This is a genomic window from Nodosilinea nodulosa PCC 7104, assembly GCF_000309385.1.
GTDB classification, from domain to species: domain Bacteria; phylum Cyanobacteriota; class Cyanobacteriia; order Phormidesmidales; family Phormidesmidaceae; genus Nodosilinea; species Nodosilinea nodulosa.
On the sequence record NZ_JH976537.1, the window covers coordinates 821,004 to 838,806 of the forward strand.

13 protein-coding genes are annotated in these 17,803 nt (G+C 60.4%); 6 read left to right on the forward strand and 7 right to left on the reverse strand.

Features of this window, described 5'->3' with window-relative positions; translation table 11 throughout:
- The first annotated feature begins 154 nt into the window (after nt 1-154).
- Nucleotides 155-3,964 (forward strand): hydantoinase B/oxoprolinase family protein, encoded by a 3,810-nt coding sequence (locus LEPTO7104_RS0103565; protein ID WP_017297170.1) that lies wholly within the window; start codon nt 155-157, stop codon nt 3,962-3,964.
- On the opposite strand, the gene LEPTO7104_RS0103570 is transcribed toward LEPTO7104_RS0103565, so the two are convergent.
- Together LEPTO7104_RS0103570 and LEPTO7104_RS0103575 are read right to left on the reverse strand one after the other, a co-directional pair.
- Nucleotides 3,961-5,478: an amidohydrolase family protein gene (locus LEPTO7104_RS0103570; protein ID WP_017297171.1), complete on the reverse strand. Its 1,518-nt coding sequence runs from the start codon at nt 5,476-5,478 to the stop codon at nt 3,961-3,963. The genes LEPTO7104_RS0103565 and LEPTO7104_RS0103570 overlap by 4 nt on opposite strands.
- A 58-nt stretch (nt 5,479-5,536) precedes the next feature.
- A complete protein-coding gene (locus LEPTO7104_RS0103575) occupies nt 5,537-6,433 on the reverse strand; it encodes a DMT family transporter (RefSeq protein ID WP_017297172.1) in 897 nt (298 codons plus the stop codon).
- A 196-nt stretch (nt 6,434-6,629) separates the two neighbouring features.
- On the opposite strand from LEPTO7104_RS0103575, the gene LEPTO7104_RS0103580 reads away from it, so the two are divergent.
- The gene (locus tag LEPTO7104_RS0103580) at nt 6,630-7,979 is read left to right on the forward strand and encodes a trans-splicing intein-formed DNA polymerase III subunit alpha C-terminal partner DnaE-C (protein ID WP_017297173.1); all 1,350 of its coding nucleotides are present in this window, start codon (nt 6,630-6,632) and stop codon (nt 7,977-7,979) included.
- 38 nt (nt 7,980-8,017) lie between these two features.
- Here the strand turns inward: LEPTO7104_RS0103580 and LEPTO7104_RS0103585 are convergent, their stop codons facing one another.
- The 5 genes from LEPTO7104_RS0103585 to LEPTO7104_RS0103600 all read right to left on the reverse strand — a co-directional run bounded on the left by LEPTO7104_RS0103585 (nt 8,018) and on the right by LEPTO7104_RS0103600 (nt 12,508).
- Nucleotides 8,018-9,127 carry an ABC transporter substrate-binding protein gene (locus LEPTO7104_RS0103585; protein WP_026072341.1) on the reverse strand — a complete coding sequence of 370 codons (1,110 nt, stop codon included), beginning with the start codon at nt 9,125-9,127 and terminating at the stop codon, nt 8,018-8,020.
- A gap of 120 nt (nt 9,128-9,247) precedes the next feature.
- Entirely contained in the window at nt 9,248-10,312 is a 1,065-nt protein-coding gene (locus tag LEPTO7104_RS32575) for a cytochrome P450 (protein ID WP_017297175.1), read from the reverse strand.
- Nucleotides 10,313-11,662, reverse strand: coding sequence for an IS701 family transposase (locus LEPTO7104_RS32580; protein WP_017297176.1), 1,350 nt, complete (start codon nt 11,660-11,662; stop codon nt 10,313-10,315). It lies immediately after the preceding gene.
- 77 nt (nt 11,663-11,739) lie between these two features.
- A complete protein-coding gene (locus tag LEPTO7104_RS0103595) occupies nt 11,740-12,099 on the reverse strand; it encodes a cytochrome P450 family protein (RefSeq protein WP_017297177.1) in 360 nt (119 codons plus the stop codon).
- A 94-nt stretch (nt 12,100-12,193) separates the two neighbouring features.
- Nucleotides 12,194-12,508 (reverse strand): QcrA and Rieske domain-containing protein, encoded by a 315-nt coding sequence (locus tag LEPTO7104_RS0103600; RefSeq protein WP_196358083.1) that lies wholly within the window; start codon nt 12,506-12,508, stop codon nt 12,194-12,196.
- A gap of 863 nt (nt 12,509-13,371) precedes the next feature.
- Here LEPTO7104_RS0103600 and LEPTO7104_RS32585 point away from each other — a divergent pair.
- From LEPTO7104_RS32585 to LEPTO7104_RS32590, 4 genes are all read left to right on the forward strand, one after another.
- A complete protein-coding gene (locus LEPTO7104_RS32585; RefSeq protein WP_277996976.1) occupies nt 13,372-14,685 on the forward strand; it encodes an ammonium transporter in 1,314 nt (437 codons plus the stop codon).
- Nucleotides 14,686-15,005: 320 nt separating this feature from the next.
- Entirely contained in the window at nt 15,006-15,314 is a 309-nt protein-coding gene (locus LEPTO7104_RS0103610) for a hypothetical protein (protein ID WP_017297180.1), read from the forward strand.
- Between the two features lie 28 nt (nt 15,315-15,342).
- The gene (locus tag LEPTO7104_RS0103615) at nt 15,343-17,064 is read left to right on the forward strand and encodes an IS1634 family transposase (protein ID WP_017297181.1); all 1,722 of its coding nucleotides are present in this window, start codon (nt 15,343-15,345) and stop codon (nt 17,062-17,064) included.
- A gap of 2 nt (nt 17,065-17,066) precedes the next feature.
- A complete protein-coding gene (locus tag LEPTO7104_RS32590; protein ID WP_017297182.1) occupies nt 17,067-17,765 on the forward strand; it encodes a putative bifunctional lysylphosphatidylglycerol flippase/synthetase in 699 nt (232 codons plus the stop codon).
- Nucleotides 17,766-17,803: the final 38 nt, after the last annotated feature.

Below are 17,803 nucleotides of genomic sequence, written 5' to 3' on the forward strand. Positions count from 1 at the left end.
CAAAAACAATTCTGATGAACTGATGAAGGCACTCAACGGCTCTGGAGACGCATGGACAGCCTCCCGCGCTACATTGGCCTTTAGATACTGCCCCGGGCATCGATAGCTGGCCGAGACTGCACCACGGGCGATGTAGCAACTGCACCTTAACGTTATGACTCAACCCTCTGCGCCCCAGCCCCGCTGGCAGTTTTGGATCGATCGCGGTGGCACCTTCACCGACATCGTCGCCCGCCGTCCCGATGGTCAGCTCCAGGTTCACAAGCTGCTGTCCGAGAACCCTGGCCGCTACGAGGACGCGCCAATTCAGGGCATTCGCGAAATTCTGGGGCTGGCGGTGCAGGAGCCGATCCCCGCCGATCGCATTGAAGTGGTGAAAATGGGCACCACCGTCGCCACCAATGCACTGCTGGAGCGGCGCGGCGATCGCACCCTGCTCCTGATTACCCAGGGCTTCGGCGATGCCCTCCGCATCGGCTACCAGAACCGGCCCGACATTTTTGCCCGCCACATCCAGCGGCCCGCAATGCTCTACGAACGTGCGATCGAAGTGCCCGAACGCTACAGCGCCCAGGGCGAAGAATTGCTGGCGGTGGATGAGTCAGGAGACTGGGTAGATGCCCTTCAGCAGGCCTTTGATCAAGGGATTCGCAGCGTTGCGATCGCCTTTCTCCATGCCTACCGCTACCCCGGCCACGAGCAGCAGGTCGCCGCGATCGCCCGGCGCATCGGCTTCAGCCAAATTTCCGTCTCCCACCAGGTCAGCCCCCTGATGAAGCTCGTCAGCCGAGGCGACACGACCGTGGTGGATGCCTACTTGTCGCCGATTTTGCGCCGCTATGTAGAGCAGGTGGCTGCGGAGCTGGAAGGAGATAGGGGAGATGGAGGAGATAGGGCAGATGGAGGAGATAGGGGAGATGGAGGAGATAGGGAAGCCATCGCCCCCCCACCTTCCCCATCCTCCCCACCTCCCTCACCCACCCCATCACCCCATCACCCCATCACCCCATCACCCCATCACCCCCCCACCCCCCCACCCCGCCTCATGTTCATGCAGTCCAACGGCGGCCTCACCGACGCCCATCGCTTCCAAGGCAAGGACAGCATCCTCTCCGGGCCAGCGGGGGGCATCGTCGGAGCGGTGAAGACCTGCGCCAGCGCGGGCTTTCACAAAATCATCGGTTTCGACATGGGCGGCACCTCCACCGATGTCTCCCACTACAACGGCGAGGGCGGGGCTGGCGACTACGAGCGCACCTTTGAAACCGAGGTGGCCGGGGTGCGGCTGCGGGCGCCGATGATGGCAATCCACACCGTCGCGGCAGGGGGCGGTTCGGTATTGGCCTTTGATGGGGCGCGCTACCGGGTGGGGCCAGAGTCGGCGGGGGCGTACCCCGGCCCGGCCTGCTATCGGCGCGGGGGGCTGCTCACCGTTACCGACTGCAATGTGATGGTGGGCAAGCTCCAGCCGGAGTTTTTTCCGGCGGTGTTTGGCCCCGAGGGCGATCTGCCGCTGGACCCGGCGGCGGTGAAAGCGGGGTTTGGGATGCTGGCCCAGCGGGTGGCCGAGCAAACTGCCGTGGCGCAGTCGCCGGAGGAAGTGGCGGCGGGGTTTCTGGCGATCGCGATCGAGAAAATGGCCAGCGCCATCAAAAAAATCTCCATCCAGCGTGGCTACGACGTCAGCGAGTACACCCTGTGCAGCTTCGGCGGTGCGGGCGGCCAGCACGCCTGCCTGATCGCCGAAACCCTGGGCATGGGCCAGATTTTTCTGCATCCGCTGGCGGGGGTGCTGTCGGCCTACGGCATTGGCCTGGCGGACCTGCGCGTTCTCAAGGAAAAGGCGATCGAAGCTGCCCTGACCGACGACACCGTGGCGCTGCTCAAAACTGAATGCTCTGCTTTGGAATCTTCAGGACGGCAGGAGATGATTGACCAGGGCGTGGCTCCCGACCAGATCACCACGCTGCACAAGGTGCACCTGCGCTACAGCGGCACCGACCTGGCCCTGATTATCCCCTTTGGCTCCCAGGCCGAGATGCAGGCCCAGTTCGAGCAGACCTACCAGCAGCGCTACGGCTTTACCATGGCAGGCAAAGCCCTGGTGGTAGAGGCGATTTCGGTCGAAACCATTGGCCACACCGCCGATATTGCCGAGCCTCAGATCGCCGAGCAGCGGCAGGTTCCCCTGGCTCCCGTCGCCACCACATCCATCTACACCAAGGGCGAATGGCGCGATACCCCCGTCTACCAGCGGGGCGATCTGCTGCCGGGAGACCACATTTCCGGCCCGGCGCTGATCATTGAGCCCACCGGCACCAACGTGATTGAACCGGGCTGGTCGGCCCAACTGACGCCGCAAAACCATTTGGTTCTGAACCGGGTGGCGGTAGCCGAGGTTGCCGCAGGCACCAGCGAAGCCAGCGCCAGTCCCGACCCGGTGAAGCTGGAAATCTTCAACAACCTGTTTCGCTCCATCGCCGAAGAGATGGGCATTACCCTGCAAAACACCAGCTACTCGGTCAACATCAAAGAGCGGCTCGACTTTTCCTGCGCCCTGTTCGACCAAAACGGGCAGCTGGTGGCCAATGCCCCCCACATTCCGGTGCACCTGGGCTCCATGGGCGAAAGCGTGCTCAGCCTGATCAAGGCCCAGGGCCAGCGCCTCGCCCCCGGCGATGTCTACATGTCGAACAACCCCTACAACGGCGGCACCCACCTGCCCGATATCACTGTCATCACCCCGGTGTTTCTGCCAGGCCAGCCCCGGCCCCAGTTTTACGTGGCCTCGCGGGGGCACCACGCCGATATTGGCGGCATTACCCCCGGCTCCATGCCGCCCCACAGCACCTCGATTCAGCAGGAAGGAGTATTGATCGACAACGTCAAGCTGGTGGAAGGGGGCAGATTGCGGGAAGCCGACGTCACCGCCCTGCTGCAATCTGGCCCCTACCCGGCCCGCAACATCGACCAGAACCTGGCCGATCTCTGCGCCCAGATTGCGGCCAACGAGCGGGGCGGGCAGGAACTGCGTCGGATGGCCGACCACTACGGCTTGCCCCAGGTGCAGGCCTACATGCAGCACATCCAGGACAACGCCGAGGAGGCGGTGCGCCAGGTGATCGACGTGCTCTCGGACGGGGCTTTCACCTACCCCACCGACGATGGCAGCCAGATTCAGGTGAGCATTGCCATTGACCCAAACGCGCGATCGGCCCGCATCGACTTCAGCGGCACCTCCCCTCAGCAGGCCACCAACTTCAACGCTCCCCTGGCGGTGTGCAAAGCGGTGGTGCTCTACGTCTTTCGCACCCTGGTGGCCGACGATATTCCGCTCAATGCCGGGTGCCTGAAGCCGTTGGAGATTGTGGTGCCGGAGGGTTGCCTGCTCAACCCCCGCTATCCGGCGGCGGTGGTGGCGGGCAATGTGGAAACCTCCCAGGCGATCGCCAACGCCCTCTACGGCGCTCTTGGAGTGATGGCCGCCAGCCAGGGCACCATGAACAACTTCACCTTTGGCAGCGATCGCTACCAGTACTACGAAACCATCTGCGGCGGCTCCGGGGCTGGCCCCGACTTCGACGGCACCGATGCCGTGCAGACCCACATGACCAACTCCCGCCTCACCGACCCGGAGGTGCTGGAATGGCGCTTTCCGGTGCTGGTGGAAACCTTCGCGGTGCGGCCCCACAGCGGCGGGGCAGGCCAGCATTCCGGCGGCAGCGGCGTGATTCGCCGCATCCGCTTCCGGGAACCGATGACCGCCGCGATTCTGTCGGGCCATCGCCAGATCTCTCCCTTTGGCTTGCAGGGAGGGCAGCCCGGTAAGCCAGGGCTAAACCAGGTGATGCGGGCCAGTGGCGAGGTAGAAACCCTGGCCGGTAAGGCCGAAGTGGCGATGCAGCCCGGCGATGTGTTTGCGATCGAAACCCCCGGCGGCGGCGGTTTTGGGCCTCTAGCCTAGGTCCGAGAGTTGAACGCTGCATAGGGCGTGAGGGGCGGCATCTCCCAGCGAGAATACCAGTCCGCCAGGTAGGGTTTCAGCTCGGCGACCAGGGCGCGGTAGGACTCGCGGCTGGGCTGGGCATCGAGTTGGGCGGCAGTTTCCTGGCCGATCGCCTCCAAATCAAACCCCGTCGGCTGGCCCGATCGCAGCACCACCCTGCCCCCAACCAGCACCGTGTCCACGTCCATGGCCTTGGCCCGCATCAGCATCAGGTGGAGCGGGTTGATGTCCGGGGCGACCCAGGGCCAGGTGATGCGATCGCACTTCACCAGCACCACATCGGCCTGGTAGCCCGGTGCCAGCTTGCCGATGCGCTGGGCCTGCCCCATCAGCCGGGCGCCGCCCGTGGTCGCGATCGCAAAAATGTCTTCGTAGCTGGGGGTTGGGGAGCCCAGCTCGGGGGTGCGGTGGAGCCGGGCCGCCAGCCGCATTTCGGCAAACATATCCTCGTCATCGCCCAGGGTGTTGCCGTCCATGCCCAGCCCTACCGTTACCCCACCCGCCAGCATGGCGCTGAGGGGCGCAATCCCGGACCTCAGCCGCAGGTTGGAGCTGGGGTTGTGGCTCACCGCCGCTCCGGTCTCAGCCAAAATTTCGATATCCGCCTCGGTCAGCCAGACGCCGTGGGCCATGGAAAAGCGGGGGCTGAGCACGCCCAGGTCCTTCAGGTGGGCCACCACCGATTTGCCGTAGAAGCGGGGGCCGATCAGCTTTTCGGGCAGAGATTCTAGCGCGTGGGTCTGCATCTGGGTGCCCAGGCGCTCGGCGGCGTCGGCCATTTGCACCAGCAGCTCATCGCCCACCCACTGCGGCCCCGGCGGGCCAAACCAAACATTGATGTGGAAATGGGCCTGATACGCTTTGACCAAATCGGTCATCAGCGACAGGTAGTCGGCCTGGGCCAAGGGTTGGGTCAAGGGCACTAGCTCAGTCAGCTGCTGCCGTAACCCACTGGGCAGAGCAGAGAGAAAGGCCTGATCTTCTTCGTGCACCAGATAGCTCTGATAGTTGGCCCCCGGGTTGAGGGCTACCCGCATACCGGCTTGCTCGTAGGCCTGTAGGCGGGCGTTGAGGTCGTCAAAACAGGCCGCAGGACTTCCTGAGATTCGAGCCACATCGACCACTGAAGTGACGCCGCTCTGCAACAGTTGAGCAATGCTCAGCAATGTTTTAAGCCTGGTATCTTGGCCTCTCGCCCCTAGATTGGCCAGCAGCCACAGCTCCAGAAAGTCATCCTCAACGCCCTGGAGGGAATTGGGCACCCCGTTGCTGTGGTGGTGGGCGTTGACCAGCCCCGGCATGACCGCAAACTGCTCAGAGCCCAGGGTTTTGGCCTGGGGGTACTGGGCTTGCAGGGTATCCCAGGCACCGACGGCCAGAATGGTGTCGTTTTGAATGGCGATCGCCCCATCAGTCAAAGTCTCGTCGCCCGTAAACACCCAGCGGCCTCGAATCAAGCGGATATCAGTCATGGGAATGTTCGCCCTCGTGTGGTCATGTATCAGATTAATGGAGGTGTATTGGCGGCGGCTAGCGGCGATCGGGTGCGGCGGATTTATGGTCTGGGGGGGTGCCGGTAGGAACGTTCGCCCTTGGGTATCTCAGCACCAGGGCGATGCCCCCGAGCACGGCCACCGAGGCCAGCCCTAGCCGCAGCGTCATCGGCTCGTTGAGCAGGAAAATGGCGGCGATCGCGGCCAAAATCGGCACGCACAGCTGCACGATCGCTGCCTGAGTTGCCGCTAAGCCCGGCAGGGCGTTGTACCAGAGAGCATAGCCCACCCCGGAAGTGAGGGCGCCGGAGGCGATCGCGTAGCCCACCCCGGCGCTGTCCAGAGACAGCCTGGGCAACAGCAGCAGGCTCAGCCCCAGGGCGATGGGCACAGCCCGCAAAAAGTTGCCCGCCGTGGCCTGGGTGGGGTTGCTCACCCCCTTGCCCAGCAGCGAATAGACCCCCCAGGCCGCCCCAGCGCCCAGCATCAGCAGCGAGCCCAGCAGCGGCGGCCTGGCCAGCCCCGGCAGCAGCAGCCCCACCAGCCCCACCAGGGCCAGAAACATTCCTGCAACCTGAACCCGGCTCAGCCGCTCGCCTCGCCCCAGACCGTAGCCGATCATGGTGATTTGCACCGCCCCAAACAGCAGCAGGGCACCCACCCCAGCGGGCAGCGAAACGTAGGCGGCAGAAAAGCTGGCGGCATAGGCAAACAGCGCGATCGCCGCCGCCCAGCTGCCAGAGCTGACAGCGGTTCCCCCCCGCAGGGCAACGATCAGCCCCAGGGCCAGCGCCCCGGCCACCAGGCGAATCGACGTAAAGCTGGCCGCATCAATGGCGGTTTGCTGAAAGGCCATGCGGCACAGTAGCGAATTGCCGGCAAAGGCCAGCATCGCCAGGGCCGTCAGCAGCCAGGGGTGGGGGGAAGCCAGCATAGGTCAGAGGTAGCCTAGAGAATACGGATCTGAGCCTGGGGGAGGACAGGTGCCAGGGCCTCAACTGCGCTAGTATAATCGCCACCAGCAGGGGATACTGACTCCAGCCGAGCAGGCGGCTCAGCTGCGGGCGCTGGGCCAGAGGCCCAAGCTAGGCCCTGGGGTCTGGGTAGAGCAGTGTATAGCGAGGTCAGTTGTGGTCAAAATCATCAGTCGTCAATCTTTGGGGGTGCAGCCCGTCTACGACATTGGCGTGGCCCGCGACCACAACTTCTTGCTGGCCGATGGTCAGGTGGCCTCCAACTGCTTCAACAAGTCCCACTCCACGGCCTACGGGTTTGTCACCTTTCAGACCGCCTACCTGAAGGCCAACTACCCCGTGGAGTACATGGCGGCGCTGCTGACCTCCAACAGCGGCGACCAGGACAAGGTGCAGATGCACATCGGCAACTGCATCGCCATGGGTATTGAGGTGCTGCCGCCGGATATCAACCGATCGCTGGTTGACTTCACCCCCGAGGGCCAGAGCATTTTGTTCGGCCTCTCGGCGGTGCGCAACGTCGGACTGGGGGCGATCGAGTGCATTCTCAAGAACCGCGAGGCGGAGGGGCCGTTTACGTCGCTGGCGGAGCTGTGCGATCGCGTCGATCTCCACTCCGTAAACCGCCGCGCCCTGGAATCGCTGATTCTCTCCGGTGCCCTCGACCCCATCGACCCCAACCGCCACCAGCTAATGCAGGATCTAGAGCTGGTAATCGACTGGGCCCAGAGCCGCGCCAAGGATCGCGAGATTGGCCAGGGCAACCTGTTCGACATGATGCTGGGCGGCGATACCCAGGCCGCCTCCCCCACCAGCGGCTACGAAACCGCCCCCAAAGCGCCCCCGGTGGCCGACTTTGAGTCCCAGGAAAAGCTGCGCCAGGAAAAAGAGCTGCTGGGCTTCTATATCTCCGACCACCCGCTCAAGTCGGTGCAGCGATCGGCGCGGGTGCTGGCCCCGATTAACCTGGCGGAGCTGCACGAGCAGCCCGATAACGTCACCCTGAGCGCGATCGTGATCCTGGCCAGCGTCAAGCCGGTGGTGACCAAAAAGGGAGACAGGATGGCGATCGTCCAGCTCGAAGACCTCACCGGCCAGGCCGAGGCCGTCGTCTTTCCCAAATCCTTTGAGCGCATTGGCCAGCACATCGTCGCCGACAAGCGGCTGATGGTCTGGGGCAAGGTCGATCGCCGCGACGATCGCGTCCAGTTCATCATCGACGATGCCGAACCCGTCGAAGACGTGCGCATGGTGATGGTAGAACTCGACCCGCGCCTGGCGGGCGACATCGAGCAGCAGCACCGCCTCCGCAACGTAATTCGCAGCAACCAGGGCGACGACCCCAAGTACGCCCGCGTGCCCGTGATTGCCGTGATTGGGGCCAACCAGCAGCGCCAGTTTGTGCGCCTGGGGGCGCAGTTTCGGGTCAAAGACCCCGAGGCGGCGGTAACGGCCCTGATGAACGCCAACTTCCAGGCCAGGGCCACGCCGCTGATCAGCGCGTGAGCATTTGTGGGAGAGAAATCGGGTTTCTTAGTCCGCTGCTAAGCACTGGTCAATTCAGTCCAGTAGCGATCGAACAGATCGGAGGCGGCCTGATCTAGCGGGGCAATGCCTTCGCAGTTGGCCAATACCGACTCGGGCGGAAACAGGGTTTTGCTGTTCTGAAGTTCGGCGGGCAGCAGGTTAAAGGCCGAACGGCTGGGGGTGGCAAAGCGCAGTCGCTCGACGGCAAAGGCGGCGTTTTCGGGCTGCATCATAAAGTTCAGCCAGGCGTAGGCCGCCTCTGGGTTGGGGGCGTCTTTGGGAATCACCATCGTATCGGTCCAGAGGGAGGTGCCCGAACTGGGGATGATGTACTGGAGGTGGGGGTGCTGGGCGGGCAGCGTGTTGCCCAGGTGGGAGTAGGTCATGCAGAGGTCGAGATCGCCTGCGATCAGCTGGTCTTCCCAGCCAAAGCTGGAAAATTGGGCGATCGCCGGTTTCAGCTCCTGCAATCGCTTAAACGCCGCCTCAATGTGCTGCGGGTTGGTCGTGTTGTAGGAATAGCCCAGCGAAGCCAGGGTCGCCCCCAGGGTTTCGCGCACGTCGTCAAGCAGGGTCAGCCTGCCTGTCAGGGCCGCTTGCTGCTCCCACAGATAGGCCCAGTCGGTGGGGGGCGGGTTGAGTTTGGTGCTGTCGTAGATCAGCCCGGTGGTGCCCCAGCTGAGGGGAATGCTGTGGGCATTGTTGGGGTCATAGATAGGGCTTCGCCAGGGATCGCGCAGATCGTCCAGGCTTTTGAGCTGGGTGTGATCGAGGGACAGCAGCAGCCCCAGCCCAGCCATTTGCTGCACCATGTAGTCCGAGGGGTACAGAATGCTGAACTGCTGACCGCCCCCGGCCTGCATTTTGGTCAGCATGGTCTCGTTCGAGTCGTAGGTCTGCACCTCAACGGGCGTGCCTGTGGCCTGGGTAAAGCGATCGAAGACCTCATCGTCAACGTAGTCGGCCCAGGTGTAAATGTGGAGCGGCCTGGCTGAGCCGCCGGAGTTAGCCTTTGGGCTGTCGCCAGGGGGGCGGCAGTTCGCTACGGCTACCGCTGCCCCAGCGGCGGCGGACAGGCGCAAGAAGCGCCGCCGAGAAAGGTGAGACGGGCGAGGTCTGGGGGGCATGGTTGCTCAGGCGCACTATTCACTAGTGACGACGAAATTAATGACGAATTTTAGTCTAAATCGTGGGGATATGGCAGGTGGTGTTTATAGCAGATGGGCCAGAGCTGGTGGAGGCCAAAGCTAGACCTCCACCAGCTCTGGCACCGATCGCCTGCCCCGGTACACCATATCCACCCCGCCCTTCATGCTGAGGGTAACGCTGCGCCGCTGGGGCAGCACGGGCGCATCGCTGGCCAGCTCTAGTTCGCAGTCTTGCAGCAGGGTCGCCAGCACAATCGTCATTTCGTACATGGCCAGGGCCGCCCCGACACAGCGGCGCGCCCCAGAGCCAAAGGGCATAAATTCAAAGGGGCCGTACTGGCGCTCTAAAAACCGCTCGGGGCGAAACTGGTCGGGGTTGGGGTAGAGGTCGGGCCGGTGGTGCAGCAGGTAAATGGAGCCCACTATAACCGTGCCGGGGCTGAGATCATGGCTCTGAAGGGTAATGGGCTGCTCGACCCGGCGCGGAAAGGTCAGCATGGCGACCGGGTAAATGCGCAGGGTTTCGTTACACACGGCGTTCAGGTAGGGTAGCCTGGTCAGGGCCACCGGGTCGTCTGAATCCAACGTCTGGCGTTCTGCCTGGAGTTCTGCGCGCAATCGCGCCTGAATCTCGGGCTGGCGGTGTACCCAGTAGAGGCTCCAGGCGATCGCCGTCGCCGTTGTTTCGTGGCCCGCCACCAGCAGGGTGATCAGCTCGTCGCGCAGCTCCTGGTCGCTGAGGCCCTGGCCATCGCCGTCACGGGCCGCCAGCAGCAGCGAAAGAATGTCGCTGCGATCGCCGTTCGGGCTGGCCCGCCGGTCGCTAATTTCGCCAAAAATGAGGGCATCGATCTGCTCAGACAGCACGTTGAGGCTGTGGCCGGGGCTCCAGGCGCCGTAGTCTTTGCGCAGCAGCGGAAAAAAGAGCAGCGCTGAGCCCAGGGGGCCGCTGGCCAGGTCGAGCCGCTGGGCTAGCAGCTGTCCCAGACGCTGGGCGCGCTCCCCCGGTTGCAGGCCAAACACCGCCTGCAAAATAATCTGCATCGAGATGTGCTGGGTTAGCTCGCGGGCCTTGAAGGGTTGCCCCGGCGTTAGGGTGGCGATCGCCTCGCGGGTAATGGTGCGAATCAGCTCGCCGTAGACCTTCAACTCGACTTTAGCCAATCAGAAAGAGGCTGCGAGCAGTTGAATCAACTGTTCGCGCTCTGCCTCTAGGGATAATGCCGGATCAGGGCTGGGAGCCAGTCGGGGAACTACCCGAGCGCGCCACAGAGCAGTTCGCACCGCCCACAATAAATCAGAGAAGGTGATTTCCGGCTTGGCATACCAAGCGGTGGTGTGGGGCACCAGTGGGGTGAAGGCATGGAGACGGTTGGCTATCAAGCAGACCAAGGAGAAGAGCGCAAACAGCACTGGGGTGGTGCGAGTGGTGGCGGCTTTCGACCACTGGCGTTGGGATTGCACGCCTAGATGGGCACGGGCTTCTTCAAAGGTCACTTCCAGGCTCCAGCGAGCGACGTAGAGTTCGACAATCTGAGGTGGGCTGAGCAAGAGGCTGGTGGAGAACAAGGCGGTGGGGGGTGGACTCCGGTGGGGGTCAATGACCAACACCCACCGTAAGGGCAAGGGGGGATAGCCATCGACATCCCACACCGCCGTACCGGTAACCAATTGCCGCAGAGCATGGTGGCCCCCATACCAGGGCAGAATGTGAAAGGGTCCCGACTCAACGCTGAGACGTTCCAGGTGGTGTTGCATCGACGGCAGGCGCACCCCTTTGGTGCGGGGACGACCGGGATAGCGTGGCGGCATCGTGGGGGCAAACTCATAGAGATTGGCTTTCCAGGGCAATCGAGCCACTAACGCCACCCCGTGGCGGCGGCAGGCCCAGCCAAACTTGGCATGCCCATAGCCCCCATCCCCGACGCACACCCAGTAGCGCTTTAACCACCGACTCACCACCCGCACCATGACGATGGCCCAGTCCAAACTACTGCGGTAAGCCCGCTTGCCCCGTGGGGTCGCTTCAGACGGCACCATCAAGCTGAAAAACGGCAGTGCCCACACCCGAGGCGACCACGGCAGGCGCACCAACACTTGCATCACTTGCCACCGCACCCCACTGCTTTTGACCGTGTGAGTGCGACTTGATTTCACCCCATCGCGGTAGATGCCCAACCCCCAAATTCGGTGGCCCCACCGACGCTCTAAGGTTTCATCAATCCCAATCACCACCGTTTCGGTGCCGACGAATGCCAGCATAATCAGGCTCAAAAGCGTCTGCGCGGCAGCCAACCCGCTCCAGCCCACCCGACTCAACATCCGGTAATACTTCCCATACTGCTGCGTTTGTCCTAGGCCCATCACCTGCAAGACCCGACTGACCGTGCGATGGCCCTGACATAAGATTGCTCCCACCAGCATGGTTTGCGCCTTCTGCCAACTGCGCTGTTGGGCGAACACCCCTCGAAACGGAGCCAACACGTCCGCAATCTCGTTGGGTAGACTCAGCATGAGTTTAATGACATAACACTGGAGCTAAGCCTACCGGGTTGGTCCGGCTCGGCTCCAGTTTCTTCATCTTTTGCTCTCTAGCCCTTTACGCTAATGGCTAAAGTCGAGTTCAATCGCTCGCCGTGAAAGGGCGGCATCACCAGCTGCCGCCGCTGCCGGTGCTGGATTCCGCTCAGCAGCATCAGCGAGTTATGACCCAGCAGGTGCATCAAAATTTGGTTGTACTCTCCCGGCGCGCTCAGCTCTTTGCCATCGTGAGTAAGCACGTATTTGAGGCTGTCGGGCTGGCTGAGAAAAACCCATTTGGCCAGGGTGCCCTGCGCCTCAAAAATATCGCCGCACTGGCGATAGTGGGTTTCCATGTAATCGAGGGGGTTAAAGATCCAGTTGTAGAGCTGCACCAAACTGGGAGACGTGGCTTGGGGGATGGTCGTCATGGGGGCCGGGTGGGAGAGTTGTTCTAGCTTACGACACCCCATCAGGTTCCCCCCAGCCCGACTGCCCCAGCTGCTCGGGGCGTTCAACGTGGCTCTAGGCGCTGACCCTGGTAGACTGCCCCCTGGAGTGCTGCTCCCCACGGTCATCATTGCCCTCGTGCTCACCGCGCTCTAGCTCGTCGTCGGCTGCGAGCAGATAGCGAGCCTCAGCCGCTTGGCCAGAGGTTTGGCCAGGGATTTGACCAGAGGCCGAGTTGCCCACCCGGGCAACCAGGAGATTGCCATTTTCCACCCGCGTGGAGAAGGTGGGTAGATCGGAGCGGGCGGGGCCAGCCAAAACTTTGCCTCCGGCCGCAAACCGCGCCCCGTGGCAGGAAACAGCTGGGCAGCAGCCCAGCCACCGAACCAAGGCCTATCCACTATAAAAAGATTCTGCGATCCATAACTAATGCAGCGTCAGCCCTAATTCTTAGGGCTGACGCTGCACTAGTACTCTGAGGCAGAAGTTTAGGGACTATTTCTGCAAGCCAGAGAGCTGGGGAGCTGAGGAGCTGGGGAGGCTGGGAAAATTGATGCACGCATGGTCGATCGCACTAGTGGACACATCACCCATTTAGTCATGAGCAAAGGACCTTTTTGGCATCATCAGGATGTGGCAGTGCCCATTTCAGTGATCGGACAGATCGGGGAGCATTACATTGATTTGACCGTGGATAAATAGGCGATCGCAGATCTAACCCACAATTCCAGCGCGTCAATTTCACACAGCTGGCTGTCAATGCCAGGAGGTTAGCCACAGCGCAATTTTTCTCGACCGGAGCCGGAGAAGACAAGTAGATTGCCGACATTGTTGTGCAGATATATTTCTGGCCAGCGAGAGGAATTTCAAGCCTCAGCGATTGGCTGAGATATCGAGTGTACTGCAGAGGAATTGAGGTATGACATAGACATAGTTCATCTACTCACGCTCGAAGTTAGATTAATCCTGTGGGCAAATTATTCTTCTGTCCATATACTCTTGTTTGCTGGGAAAATAAGCATCCTATTTACGCGCAATAAATCGCTCTTATTATCAGACATTTTATTGGACATTTTTCGCTGAAAAAAGATTAAAAACTTTGATATTGTGACTCGATATACAGTAATTCGGATGCCCTGCAAAATAATGTAATTTCATTCTAGATAAACGTTTTTCAAGAAAGTTTTGTCTAGAAAACCTAAACAATTCTGCTGGTATTCTCTATGTCTGCCGTGCTTTTTTCTGTTTCGGTAATGTCTTGTGATCTGGCTCAGGTTGGTGCTAGTGCTATTAGCTCAGGCGATACTACCTGGATGCTAATAGCTACAGGCTTAGTTCTGCTGATGACCCCTGGACTGGCTTTTTTCTACGGAGGGCTGGTTCGATCGGGCAACGTGCTCAACACGATGATGATGAGCCTGGTTGCCATGGCGATGATTGGCGTCACCTGGTGTTTATGGGGATATAGCCTGGCCTTTGATGTCAACATCGATGCCAACCATCCCTTTGGACAGGGTATTCAGGCCTATATCGGGGGGTTAAACTGGCTATTTCTCAATCATGTAACGGCTACAGAACCCGACCCAATTGGGTATGCGCCGACTATTCCCCATCAGTTGTTTATGGCCTATCAACTGACCTTTGCGATTATTACCCCGGCTTTAATTGCGGGCGCTATCGTTGAAAGGATGAGCTTTAAGGCTTACTTTTGGTTTCTGCTGCTGTGGTCCACGTTTCTATACCCTCCCCTGGCCCACTGGGTCTGGGGTAAAGGCTGGATTGGGGCCAGGGGAGTGCTCGACTTTGCTGGCGGTACCGTGGTTCATATTAGCTCTGGCGTTGCCGCTGTTGTCGCTGCCTACGTCATTGGCCCCCGGCGAAACTTTACCTCCCAGTCCCATACCCCCCACAACGTTCCCTTTGTGCTGCTGGGCATCGGGCTGCTCTGGTTTGGTTGGTTTGGGTTTAACGGGGGCAGCGCCCTGGCCTCAGGGCCTTTGGCCACGGTGGCTTTGGTCAACACCTTAATCGCCACCTCGGCGGCGGGGCTAACCTGGCTGCTGGTGGAATGGATACTGAAGGGTAAGCCTACGGCGATTGGGATTGCCAGCGGATTTCTGGCGGGCCTAGTTGGGATCACCCCGGCAGCTGGGTTTGTGCTGCCCTTAGGAGCAATTTTAATTGGGTCACTTACCTCGGTCGGCTGCTTTTATGCCGTTACGCTGCGAGCCAAATTAAAGTTTGATGATTCTCTGGATACTTTCCCAATCCATGGCGTTGGCGGTACGTTGGGCGCGCTCCTAACCGGTATTTTTGCTACGAAGCAAGCCAACGATGCTGGCAGTGATGGCCTATTGTTTGGCCATCCAGAACTGGTGCTGACGCAGCTGGTAGGCGTAGCGGCTACCTACATATTTGTAGGGGTGGGTACCTTTGTGCTCCTAAAGCTTTTGGCTATGGTTATGCCCCTGAGAGTTGAGTCGGATACAGAGCTGAAAGGGTTAGATGTGCCTGAACATGGGGAGGAAGCCTATGGGGTAGATTTAGGATCCCAAACGGGTTTTTAGGTTTGCTGAGGTCCTAAGGCAGAAATCTCTAAACCTAGTCGAGGAGCAGGCAGTGCCTGGGCTGGGTTTGCTGCGATCGCATCGCTATAGCAATAGTCACGTTGGTTAGGATATCCAGAAATCCTGTGGACGTTCAAACGTTTGAACGTCCATAGGCGACATGTCTCAACCAGACAGGCTACAGCCATAGCATGGGCTAAGCCCCATGGCGTTTCCTAAGCCTGAAACCTGTTGAGGGATGGGCCAGCTTGTCTAGACGGGAGGTGAATTTTTGGCTCCATGCCTTACAGAGTGAGAGACGCTATGGTGGCTGATGCATTATGAGCAGAAAAAAGCTGCGCTATCCGGCAGCCCGCTACCTGCCGCTGTTCGTGGGCATCGTCTTGGCGGCGATCGCCGTGGGTGCCATAGTCCATCAGCTTCAGGATTATAGCTACCAGGATATTGTCAACAGTCTGCGATCGCTGCCCGCCGCCCAGGTAAGACAGGCGATCGCCTGCACTGGGCTGGGCTACCTGGCCATGACCGGCTACGACACCCTGGGCTTTGTGCATCTCCGTCAGCGGCTAGCCTACGGCAAGATTGCCCTCACCGCGTTTATTACTCACGGTTCGCTCATTTTTAAATGAGGTCAGCCAATTGGGATAGGTTAGGGCTATGGATACCCCCCTAACCGTTATCACCGAACGGGTTGACGATATTCCCCTGTTGCTGGCCCAACTGCAGCGGATGGACGTGCAACCCCTGCTCGACGACTACTTTCCGACCCATGGGAACTGGCAGGGGCTCAGCTTAGGCCATGTGGTGATAGTTTGGCTGAGCCACATTTTGTCCCAAGCGGATCACCGGTTAAACCCCGTGCAGGCCTGGGTAGAGCGACATCAGGAAACCTTGCAACAGGGCTTGCAGCAACCGGTTCGCGCCCTTGACCTGAGTGACGACCGCCTAGAAAGCGTGTTGCGATATCTCAGTGATGATGCCCAATGGGCGTTGTTTGAACCGGCGTTGAATCAGCGTCAGATTCAGGTGTATGACCTGCACCCCAAACGGCTGCGTCTGGATAGTACCAGCGTCAGCGGGGATTGGACGGTCAATGAGTCAGGGCTGTTCCAATATGGCCATAGCAAAGACCATCGCCCCGACCTGCCCCAACTGAAGCTGATGCTGGCGACGCTAGATCCGCTGGGGCTACCGATAGCGACCGAGATTGTCTCCGGGCAGCGCGCCGACGACCCGCTCTACATTCCGGCCATCGGGCAGGTGCGTCAGACCCTCAGTCAGTCTGGGTTGCTCTACGTGGGTGACAGCAAGATGGCCAGTCTAGCGACCCGTTGCTTTCTCCAGGCCACAGGCGATTACTATCTCTGTCCGCTCGGTGGGACTCAACTCAAGGCGGAGGCGATGCAGGCCTACCTAGACCCAGTGGAGCAAGGGGCCGTTGAGTTGCAGGAGATTCACTACGACTATGCCGACGGTCACACCGCGCTGATTGCCCGAGGCTATGAGCAGACCCAGACCCGCACAGGAGAATGGGACGGACACACCTGGACGTGGTCAGAGCGGCAATTGGTCGTGTACTCCTTGGCTTATGCTCAATCCGCCCAGCAGGCCTTCCAAGCTCGACTTGAGCACGCCCAGACGGCCTTAGCGGCGCTCAACCAATCGGGGCGCGGCCAGAAAGCCTTTCCCGATGAGGTCGCCTTAGCGCAAGCCGCCGAGGCGATTCTCACCCGCTACCGGGTCAAGGCCTACGTTCAACTCACCTACTCACAACAGGTGGAGCAACACGCTGTGCGTCGCTACCGGGACCGCCCGGCTCGGATGGTGGAGCACCGTCGATTCCAGGTGAATGGCACCCTAGAAACTGAGGCCATCAACCAGCAGATGCAAACCTTGGGCTGGCGGGTCTATGTCACCAATCATCCCGCAGCGGCATTATCGTTGCCTCAAGCCGTGACGGTCTACCGCCAAGAATATCTGGTGGAGCACAGCTTTAGCCGACTCAAAGGGCATCCCCTCTCCCTCTCCCCGATGTACTTACAGCGTGAAGACCATATCAAGGGATTAATTCGCTTACTCTCGATGGGGTTGCGGCTGTTAACGCTGGTGGAGTTTCAGATGCGTCAAGCCTTAGCTGGTCACCAAGAAACCCTCTCAGGGCTATATATCGGTAATCCCAAGCGGGCGACGGCACGTCCGACAGCCGAATTACTGTTGGCCAGTTTTCGCGACATTACTCTAGTCATGGTGAATGCACGAGGGCAGACCTATGCCCATCTGACGGAGCTGACGCCTTTACAGCAGCAGATCTTAAAGGCTCTCAACTTCCCGGTAAGTATTTACACCCTGCTGGGGCCCGTATCTGACGAACCACCTTAGAAATGAGCGAACCGGGAGTTATTAGCTGTGCTTTTACCAACACCATTGGTTTCGCCCTGCTCACGGGCAGCGCCATTCGCTATCGGTTCTACTCAAATTGGGGAATTTCTGCGATCGCGATCGCCCAAATCATTGCTTTTACCAACCTTAGCTTTTGGCTCGGGCTGCTGGCCGTAGGGGGTGTCTCGTTTCTGGCGGCCCCCTTTCAGATTCCAGCTCAGCTGCACCTGCCGTTTCACTCGACCTACGGGTTGGGGCTGATATTTGCAGTTTTGATTGCGCTCTATCTAACCGCGAGTGGCACCCTTCGCGGAACGCTGACCCTCAAAACGCAACCGCTACGGCTGCCTAAATTCAACATCGCCCTGGCCCAAATTGTGGTTTCGAGCCTCGACTGGAGCCTAGCCGCCGCCACCCTCTACAGCCTGCTGCCGCAGACGCCTGGGCTAACCTTTCTCGCCTTCCTGAAGATTTACCTCCTGGCCATGGCGGCAGGGGTTTTAAGCAACGTGCCGGGCGGCTTGGGGGTGTTTGAAACCGTGGTGATTTTGCTGCTATCGGCTCAATTTTCGCCCGCTGCTGTTTTAGCCTCGCTGCTGGCCTATCGCGGGATTTATTATTTTTTGCCGCTGACAGGAGCGATCTTGCTTCTGGGCATCCACGAGGTCTCTAAACAACTCCAGCGCAGCCGTCAATCCTAGCGCCGGTCAGGGGGCGCGCTTTAGCTGGGGAACTGGCC